This is a genomic window from Vibrio sp. Vb1166 (assembly GCF_033338695.1).
GTDB lineage: Bacteria > Pseudomonadota > Gammaproteobacteria > Enterobacterales > Vibrionaceae > Vibrio > Vibrio alginolyticus.
In genome coordinates, this window is sequence record NZ_JAWOTE010000006.1 from 213,901 (window position 1) to 224,794 (window position 10,894).

The 10,894-nt window shown below is 43.6% G+C and carries 3 protein-coding genes; all 3 read right to left on the reverse strand.

Annotated features, from left to right (window positions below; all coding sequences use genetic code 11):
* The 3 genes from R7E51_RS09385 to R7E51_RS09395 are packed head-to-tail and all read right to left on the reverse strand — an operon-like array spanning position 1 to position 10,861.
* Positions 1-1,314, reverse strand: a complete 1,314-nt coding sequence (locus R7E51_RS09385) for an HlyD family type I secretion periplasmic adaptor subunit (RefSeq protein ID WP_021033865.1) — start codon at positions 1,312-1,314, stop codon at positions 1-3.
* Positions 1,311-3,482 carry a type I secretion system permease/ATPase gene (locus R7E51_RS09390; protein WP_206958027.1) on the reverse strand — a complete coding sequence of 724 codons (2,172 nt, stop codon included), beginning with the start codon at positions 3,480-3,482 and terminating at the stop codon, positions 1,311-1,313. Before R7E51_RS09390 ends, R7E51_RS09385 begins: the two co-directional genes overlap by 4 nt.
* Complete coding sequence (locus R7E51_RS09395) at positions 3,479-10,861, reverse strand: Ig-like domain-containing protein (RefSeq protein ID WP_318128240.1); 7,383 nt, start codon at positions 10,859-10,861, stop codon at positions 3,479-3,481. The genes R7E51_RS09390 and R7E51_RS09395 overlap by 4 nt, the downstream gene beginning before the upstream one ends.
* Positions 10,862-10,894: the final 33 nt, after the last annotated feature.

Sequence of the window (10,894 nt, forward strand, 5' to 3'; positions counted from 1 at the left end):
CTATCTTTCTCTGAGCGAATTCTCTTTCGCACGTAATATAGGTTTTAACCAATAATTCAGTACTGTTTTTTCTCCTGTAAGAATGTCTACCACAACCTGCATTCCCGGGATGATCGTAAACTTATCATCAACCTTGAAAGTAACGTTGGCACGGTAGTAGGCATTGCCCTCTTCATTTTGAAGTGCATCGGCGCTTACGTAGGTCACTTCTCCTTCTAGGCCTCCGTAAATGACAAAGTCATAGGCAGACAACTTTACCGTTGCCGGCAGGCCAGGCCTTATGAAGGCGATATTCTGAGGAGAAATTCTCGCTTCAACGATTAACGTGCTATTACGAGGGACTATTTCTAAAATAGGCTCACCCGGCTTAACCACACCTCCGATGGTTCTGACAAAAACATCTTTGATGGTTCCATCGACCGGAGAAAGTAACTGCGTTCGATTCAACTGATCCGCAATCGCCTGACGACTTTCATTGAGCTGCGCTAGTTGCGTCACAACTTCATTGAGCTGCCCTTGTGCCTCTGCCCTAAAAGCAAGCGCAGTACCACGATAATCTGCGATGGATTCAGAATACACAGCCCTTTGCTTTTGGGCAGCAGCTTGTGAACTCGCGATGTCTCCTTTGAGCTTTATAACGTCTCTATTCAGTTTTAATAATTCCACTTCAGCCACCGCGCCACTAGAAACCACCTCTCTCAACATATCTCGCTCTTTCGAGACAATAACCAGACTGCTTTTTAGTGTTTGAATGGTATTCAAGGTATCTAGATAAGCTTGCGATTGTTGCTCAATTCGCAATTTAGCCTCCTCCAGCTCAGACTCCAGTTGGCTCAACCGCTCAAGATAGTTTGCTTTGGCATTCAGATAGGCAGAGTGGCCGGTCATCGAAATATCAAATGGCTGAGGCTCGATACTCACTTGTTGTTTCCAATCCAGTTGGAGGCTATTCACTTTTACCGTTTCTAATTCAATTTGAAGCCTCTGCTTTCTGGCGAGCAAAGATTCAACTTGTTCAGAGGTCTCCGAATAGGTCGACTTAAACCTTGTATCATCCAGAATGGCGATGGTTTGCCCCTTAGTGACGCTTTCACCAGGCATGACAAGTAACTCCTTTAGAATGCCTCCCTCTAAGCTCTGAATCGTCTGAACAGACAAAGTAGGAACAACTTTTCCTTCGCCGACAACCACTTCGTCTAACCTCGCCCACGAGGCCCAAATAATCACACTCAGCACTAACGCGGCAGACAACCAAATCAACGTTCTCGAACGGTTTGCTAAATGAGCATTACTCCAACGAACTGTGCTCATCATTGACCTCCTTCGCGTACAATTGATACTGCGCGTACTCTGTTCGTCTTCGCGTTAGACTGTTGTTTAGCAAAAATTTCTTGGGGCGATCCTTCCCTCAAAATTGCGCCTTTATCAAGCACAACAATTCGATCACAAAGCGATAATAAGGAATGTTTATGAGAGCTAATAATCATCGTCGTCGAGTGCGGCAACGATTTAAGAGCATTAAACAACGCATTCTCAGCAGGTTGGTCTAAGGAACTGGTTGGCTCGTCTAAAATTAATGCTGCTGGGTTTCGATAAAAAGCTCTTGAAATCGCTACAGCTTGCCTTTGCCCCCCCGACAAATAAAGCCCTCCTTCTCCGACTTGCGTTTCTAGACCATGAGGAAGGCGACTCATGTACTGGTTCAAACCCGATAATTCTATCGCACGGCGTAATCGTTCTTGATCAATAACATGATGTCCTAATACTATGTTTTCCATAATGCTGCCGTATATAAGATGCGAATCTTGGCCAACCCAACCCGTTTTCTCTCTTATCAATTCGGCGGGCCAAAGCTGACTGTCAATGTCATCAAAATAAACGCTACCCTGTAAGGTACTGAGTTGATTGGCAATAATAGAAAGGAGTGTAGACTTTCCTGCTCCTGCACTACCAATAACGCCAACGCGTTCGCCTTGCTTGATAGTAAGATTAATATCTCTCAAACATGGCATATCAACATCTGGGTATTGGAAGCTCACGTTTTCTAAACGTATATTCCCTGTAAATTCGGCAGACGTAATGACCTGACTGCGTTGCACCTCCTGAGGTAAAGACATGATAGAATTTAAGCCTTCAACCGCTGTTTTTGTCTGTTGATAGCGAAGTAACAGCATAGCTAACTGGTTAATCGCCCCTGCAGCACGACCGCTCAGCATGACAATAGCAATGAGCCCCCCCATGCTGAGCAATCCCTCAGAAATTCTGTACACGCCTGTTACAAGTAACATTACGGTAATTATCTGCTGGCTAGATTGAATGGAGTAAGCAACGATATTCGAATAGTTTCGCGATTGATTTTGCCAATCAGAAAGCATGGATACCGTTTGCTCCCAACGCTTTTGTGCTTCTCCCGTAGCGTTATTTTGCTTAATCTCTTTTAAAGAGGACAATGAATCAAACAAGTGAGCTTGTCGCTTCATGGATAGTGCAGCACTTTCCGTATGTGATTGTTCTATTTTTGCTTTTACCGCAAAGCCAAGGATCAGCAGGGTAAACATGACGGCAATAGGTATGAACATCATTGCCCCACCTAGCCAACCTATTAAGACTAAAAATAACAACGTAAATGGGAGATCAACTAAGGTCACAAGAGATGCAGAAGTAAAAAAATCGCGAACACTATCAAAATCTTGTAGTTGTCGAGCGAATGCACCGACTGATGCAGGACGGTGTTCAAGTTTCATCCCCATAACTTTAGAAAAAAGTATCGAAGAAAGCTTGTTATCGATGTACTTACCCGCGGTATCAGTGACAACTCCCCTTGCTTTACGCAATAGCCAATCAAAAATAATGATGACGGAGACACCAGCGACCAAAACCCATAATGTACTGAAAGCTTGATTAGGCACTACACGATCGTAAACGTTCATAGTGAAAAGCGGAATAACTAGCGCTAGCGTATTGATAAGGAAAGAGGCAATCAAAAGATCTCGATACCACGGAGACATTTCTTTCACTACGGCGAAAAGCCAATGTTCATTATAATCCGCTTGAATAGAACTTATCCGTTTGTCCAGCTCTGGACGCATAGAAACTTGCCATGCTTGAGGCTGGAATTGATTATGCAGCTCCTCGCTCGTGACGTATTGCGTTTCACCTTGATCTTCACTAAATAACGTGACTTGATAATCGCTGTTATGTCGCTCAGATATAATAGCGGGTTGTAACGTCTTCCTATTGATTACCACCAATGGAAAGCTCAACATTGCGGTGGATTTTAAATCGATTAATGTGAGTTCAAGATCGGCTCGCTCAGCGGCTCTGATGAATAAGTCAACATCCAATCTACCCTCAACAAGAGGTAATCCAGAAAGCACCTTTTTTGTATGGTGTCTAACCTCAAAATAACGCATCAACCAAGTTAACGAATGCCCCCAAGGATCGTTAGTCAGCTCACTTGATGAGGATGAGTGATGCTTCATGACATACCACCTACTAGCAAGTTGTTGTCATCAATCATCTTCTGTAAGACATTTTCTTCGGCTACGCCAGTCGAGTCACCTTTGTAAAGCTGATCGAGAGTGACGCCCTGCATAAGAATCTGTTGTTTTGTCCCCGTCTCTTCTGGTTTTATGTGAAGCGTTACGCCATCATCATTCTCTGTTAAATCGAGCTTATTATCGACTTCTGTTATCGAGGTAGCGGTGATTATCGAGGCGATATCAATTGTGTCATTATCATCACCAATAACGGATATTTGGAAGTCGTTGATCACATCGTACGAGGGCTTTAACTCGTTACCGAGCCCTGAACTGTCAAACTCGAATACATCGCTGCCACTTCCTCCAATAAGCAAATCATTAGCATCTGTCGCAAGTAATGTTTGGTCACCCTCTTCCACTAAGGCAACATTGACTGTCTGAGCAGCACCTTCTGCGACTGTAGCACCCAGTGTTGCAATCGGTTTTATCGACAACGTAAAATCACTTGCACCGCTAAACCCGCCAACGATGGAAAGATCAGCGACATCCTCTTGATCAACAGTATAAAAGCCGTTCAATCTTTCACCATGACTCAACTCTAGATCTGTTGGTAATCCGCGAATCTCCACACTTCCAAACTCTTCGGGTGCAGGGTTGACTAAATTCATGCTCAACCCTAAAGGAATACTCCCAGACGCTTCAGACACAATAGATTGATAATCGGCCGTTAGTGTTGGTTCATCAGCTTCAGGGGTAACAACAATGGTTAGATCGGTGCTTTGCACATCTCCAAAATCGGTTTCGAGTTTCCCTGACACTATCGCTTGATCAAACGTTCTAACATTGAGAGCAACATCCATCGTTCCAAATGCATCCTTCGGAACGAACTCCAAACCTGACACTTCATTTGCTCGCACTAATACCGTCGCCACGGCATTGCCCGCGTCATCGAAGGTAAAGGATGAGAATTGAGTCCCGATACGAATCCTACCTAAGCCTTCCAATGCAGAGGGTTCAGAGCTTGCTTTGATCAACATCGACACTTCTATATATTCGTTGCTATTTGTTTCAAAACCGCTCGCTAAAAAGTCAATCGAAATGGAATCACCTTCATCTCCAGTGAACGTGTTAGAGGTTGTATTCAACGATACATCATCGCCAATCGGTTTTACGCCGACGTTGAACTGAGAAGTGGTATAGTTATAGTCGTTTGATCCAGACTCTTGGGTAATAGCTTGCAGTGTTAATGAAATATCCCCACTAAAATCTAGTGGCGGTAGAAAGTAAACCTTATCAAGTTGTGCTTGAGTTAGCTGCCACTCCTTGCTCTCACCATCCGTTGAACCGTTATCAGGGAGTAATTCGAACGTCCCATTATTGTCCCAAACCAACACGGCTCCGTCTGGCACTCCTGTCATGACCAAAGACATCGACTCAGAACCATCTTGATCGATTAATGATGCAGATAAGTTTCCTAAATAAATATAATTATCTTCATCACCAACTACGTCTTCTGTTTCCAGAACCGCTTTATCAACCACTGGGGCAATGGTAACGGTAACTTCTGTTGATTTAGTTTTAGTATCTTTCGCACTGTCAGTACTTAAACAACTTCCCGTGACTTCATCAGTAATGTTTGCGTCAACGGAAATAACAAGCTCTCCACTGTAGTTTTCAGGTGGGATTAACTGAATTTCGTTTAGACGCGTAACATCTGTCACTACCCATGTTCCATCACCGTTGTCAATGAGTAGGCTCGGGTCCACGGCCGTAAACCGCGCATTCTCGTCAGACACCGATAAAGAAACCCAATTGACACTTTCAAGGCCAGTCGCTGCGTCACCTTCTCCAGTAATGGACTGCATTGGTCCTTCACTATCGCCCAATACAAGAGCAAGATTCAGGTTGGTTATAGTATCTTCTTGAACCGTAACTTGGCTTGGTGCTATCGCGATATCATCGACAACAGGAGAGATTTGTACCGTAATGGTCTGAGCGGTTGTTTTCGAGTCACCATCGCATGGGGCCGTTTCTGTCACTTCTAAATTGAAAGTAATGCAACCAGCAAAGTCCTCATCCACGCCAGTAAGCGTCAAGGAAGACAATCCAGCGCTAGAAATTGAATAACCTAACAGATTGCCCGCATTATCATAAGCAGGTATCACACCTTCGCCAGTAAGCTCGACTCCTTCAGGTAAAGAATCTGCGGCGACAAAGAAGGAAACTAAGTTACCATCACTACTCGCTACATCAGGGTTTAAAAACGCCCCAATTGAGACATCTTCACCTTCTTTACCTACAATATCCCCACTTTGAACGCTTCCTGGTTCACCAGGATCAGCACACTGGTCTCCATCTCCTTCATGGCCAGTAATTTGAATTTGGAACTGACCTGTGATGTATTGAGCATCCGTTCCATCTCGAACATACGCTAACACATTCACATCAAGTATCTCTGTATTAGATGGGCTATAAATCGATGCGCCAGCAAGCAAATCTTGAGCGGTTTCCAACACGCTATCACTTGTGATTCCTTCCATTGGAATCAGCCAGTTCCCATCGGCATCTTGAGAAGCACCGTTCGGATGAGTAACAATGAGGTCTTGACCCTGCGGTATCTGTAAAACGATGTAATCGAGATACTCTGAACCATCAATATCCGCTTCTGTAAATGTAATGCCTCCACTCACGTCAACAGCAGACCCATCCGTACTTGTGAATACTTCAGTCGCGCCTTCTAAACGTGTTTTGTCAATATCTTCATTACCAATATCCACTTTGCCAGAAACCACGACGCTCAAAGAGCCATTGATTGCCTTTACATCAGTCTCCATCGTCGGAGACGTGTCTGTCACTTCGTACTGAACTTCCAGGCTAAATGTCCCACTTAGGTCTTCATTAGCTTTTACAGTGATTCGTCCACTGTTTAACAACTCAGATAATGTTGCCGAGCTACCATCGAGTAGTTCATTGAGTTCTAACGGTAAATTACTTTCCTCTACTGCATTACCATCAAAGTAAAGTGTTAAGCCATCTGGAATGGATACAATGGTGTATCCTGTCAAGGACTCACTAGAATCTATATCTTGATTAACGACAGGCTCAAGATTTAGTGTGATGAAATTGTCCTCAACACCATTGCTTTGTAATTCTTGACCGTCAGTTTGATCAACAATAGGTGATATTTCCATTTCCACTTTAAGAGGGGTTTCAGCAGAATCACCATCCGGCTCTGTTGAAACGACGATAACATCCATGCTCAGTGTTCCACTAAAATCTTGCTCTGTTTTGAGGTAAGTGTTTTCAAGAACAGCGTTCGAGACCTGATAAACTGGCCCCGTTATTGGGTCCACGTAAGCAATTGGAAGAACAATAGGGTCACCATTTACATCTGTCAGTTGTGTTCCCAAAGGGATGTTCTGAAGCAAGATATTAATTTCTTCTGATAGATCGTCGTCTGATGTCTGGATGATAAAATCCAGTTGTATCAGGTTATCTTCGTCTAACGTAGAGAGATTACTAATTACTTTAGTCGCTTGATCATATTGCCAATTCCCCTGTCCACCATCTAGGACAATTGGTTCATCGACCACGCCTTTTAGCTTAATATCAATGGTTGCAAATTGGCTCTCGGCGGTTTCATTAAGAGGTGCTAAGCCATCAATAGTCGACTCTGTTGAAATGGCGGTTACTTGAAGGGATAGAGATTCAGTAAATGAGCTGATATCCGATTTTGGTTGAAGTAACGCCTCTGAATTGGCTAGAGCATTGGAGGTCACTAGGTAGGTATTAATACCGATAAGCGTGATCCCAGCTCCGACAGGCAATGTCCAACCATCTTGAACTTCTATGCGATAAGACAGAGACTCCGAGCCATCTGTGTCAGTGAGCCGCCCTAGGATGTACTCTTTTAAGTCAATCGCTTGGTCTTCAAGCCCCTGAATGTTTTTAACGGTCAGCGTAGGCACATCGGCATCTGGAGATATATCGATAACTACTTGCTCAGTGATCTCCGCTGTTTTATCTTGCTCATCGGCAAACACACTACCCGACTCAGTCGTTACTGCCGTTACATCAAAAGTAAATCTTCCGGCTAAGTTTTCGTTAGATGTGATTTCAATTTGATCTAACTCGGATTGGCTATACGCTTTCCCTTCCTCAATAGCACTTCCGTTAAGTGTTAATATAAGTCCATCTGGAATATTCGAAATTTGGTAGTGGAGCGTTTCAGAACCGTCTTGGTCAAACTTTTCAGCGACAATATTGAGTGAAAGTGATTCAGCGGAATCTTCAACACTTTGATAAGAAAAGTCCGAATCATTAGACCACTCTGGCAAATCTGCAACCGGTAAAACGTTAACATTTAACGTGTTATTGCCTTGTAATACAAAACCATCTGGTTCGACATCAGATACGATTAATGCAGACACTGCTAACGAAACTTTGATAGTGTTGCCCGACAGGTTTAGCGCTGGTTGATAAGTGAGATCACCATTTGGAACGGTGAATATACCCACCCCCATTAGCTCTGTACCAGAAAGACTAATAAATCCGTCATTATCATCATCTTCAAGGCGCACTCCGTCTAAAAACAGAGCCCCTCCTTGTAGAGATTCAACAGAGATCCTTATCGCTTCAACACGCTCATTATTCTCCGTATCCCCAGGAGAAACTCTAATCGGTAACGCGACTGGCGTGGGGTCTCCACTGTTATTCGCGCCATTATCTTCTAACGTATCTACATTAACAGTTCGAATAAAGCCCCTAGCATCATCAAGAATTAATTGAGCTTCACTGCTTGCTTGGTCACCGTCTGCATCCGTCACAGTTATCGTTAGATCATCAAGCAAACCACCTACAGGCGTATTAACAATAAGCTCGGTAGTTAGCGTAAATGTCCCATCTTGAGCAATAGTCAGCGTTCCATATTTTAAGTTACCATCACTACTATTGATTAAATCGATGGTCCAAGCATCATTGCTAAATACCGAACTCGCCGTATCGTATGTTTCACCTGCATAGGTCAAACTTGAAATCAACGTGCCATCTGAACTGATTAAGTCAGCATTATTGCTAAACCAGTTTCCCGAAAACTCATCCCCCTCGGTAAGTTCAATTTCTATTGGTGAGCTTGTGTCTTCGGGGATATCATCCACTACACTTACGGTATATGTCTCAGCTTCAGACTGGTCGCCATCCTTATCAACGGCATAAATTGAAAAACTGAGTTCTAATGTGTTCTCGTCCGCTGGAACATCGTCAGGTTCATCGTGTTCAAGTGCACGGTATAGATCAAACTCGACAGTCCCATCGGTATTAAATCTAATTCTAAAGACGTCTTGCTCACTTTCATCTCTTGCATATAACCAACCATTCGAGTCCGGTGAATCAAGCGAAACCAGGCTACCACTACTTGTTTTATAGCCGAGCGCATTGAACATATCGATATTCACGCTCACACTGGCGATAGAGTCTGAACCTTGTAATAGCGTAATGGATGGTGACGAGCCCTCGATGCCAGAATCAAGCGAATCATCATTCAACCCGCTTTCATTGACTGTGATTCCCTCTGTAATTACTAGTTCCGGAAACAAGCCATCATAGACCAGTATGTTGGACTCCGTAGAGATCTCGCTTCCATCAGAATCTCTCGCCACGATGGGCATAGAGATCGACAATTGCGTCCCATCACCTAAAACATGGTCAAGCGAGTGATAAAGCTCTACAGTTACATTAACGGTAGACGTATCATTTGATGGCAAAGAGAAGTCACTAGGTAACGTGACCCTAAATACAACGTCTCCAGTGTCTGAAATTGCGTCAAAGCTTCCATCATTGTTATCGTACCAAGTGACAGCCTCTCCGTTATAAGTAACAGCATCACCAAGCGTAGTTTTGACAGTATCTCCATCATTTATGTCAACACCCAGATACACAATCGGATCGAATGATGACGTAACTATCACATCCGTATTCGCTATGGCTGAAACCCCATCAGGAGCAATGTTTGTATCGACAGGTGTTTCGGTTAACTCGACATTGCCACTATTGATTAGCGCTTGTCCATTGTCGTTATCTATCACATTAATGTCTAAAACGACCGACGTGTTATCTTGGTCTGAGTCCATTGCAGTAACAACGAGAGGTACGTTTGGATCAGTATTTTCTTGTTGGTCGAGAGCCTGAAAAAGCTCAAAGGAGTAGGTAATGTCGCCATTTGCATCAATAGGTAAAGAAGCATTGAGGATAGCTTGAAAGATGGGAATCTGAGTTTGCCCATCTTCGTCAAGAATATAACCATCAAGTGTTTTGCCATCCGCAGAGACTTGATAAAGCACAACTTGTTCACCACTCGTCAACAAGGGTTGTTCAGAGACGATGAACGACAAAGATTCGAGGTAATCACTGCCAACCTCAACTTGAAAATTCCCTGAGCTCAACACACCTCCATTTGCGAGATCAGATTCTTTTACTTCTACCCCATTCAAATTATTTAAAGTTGGGTCTGCGCCATCCTTTAGAACATAGTCAATTTCATTCTCTACAAGCGGTGTGGCATCTAAATCTACGCCACCAATGGTCAACGGGAAAGTGACCGTATCACTGCTATTGAATTGATCGATAGGGTGCTCAAGAGTAAGCGAAATTGAAGCTAATACATCGTTACCCGACTCAACGCCACTCAACGTTAACGTAAATACAGTGACACCATTCGCAAATGCTGTAATTTGCTTTCCACTGGAACTTAACGTGTAGCTAAGCTCATTATCAGAGACTGAGCTTGTAAGCCCTAATGCTTCTAACTTAGTAATAGATGACCCACCGAAATGCAAACTACTCGGATCCGGATTGTCAGATCCCGCGACAATATTAACAGTTCCTTCAGAGTTCAATATCGGGCCATCCAAAGGGACTTCTGTTACGTCTATAGTCGCATTGCCTACGTAACCTGCTTGTCCATCACTAATATCAATCGTCGCGTTAGCCAAGCCATAGTCTTGGGAGTCATCTGCAGCTAAATAGCTGAAAGAAACACTTTGCTCGACCGAATGATCTAGGTTTCGACCTGCATCAAACTGCCAAGAGCCATCAGAAAATACGGTTAATTCGCCTTTTTCTAAACTAAAACTTACGGATCCCCCCTCTAGAATTGACTTCTGCTCCCCGCCAGCCTCTACAAATTTCACATAAAGTGTTCCATCAAGATCAATATCATTTTCAAGTAGATTGCCCGTAATTGTTTGATCTTCTGCGACTGAGTATGTGTCATCTCTAATCACCGGATCAGAGTCATAAATAGTAATCGTTAACGGTGCCACAACCGTCTCTTGTGTACCGTCAGCATCACTTTGAATGCTTTCAACCAATACGTTAGTCACCAGCTCATCTTGACCTACACCATGATCAATCGC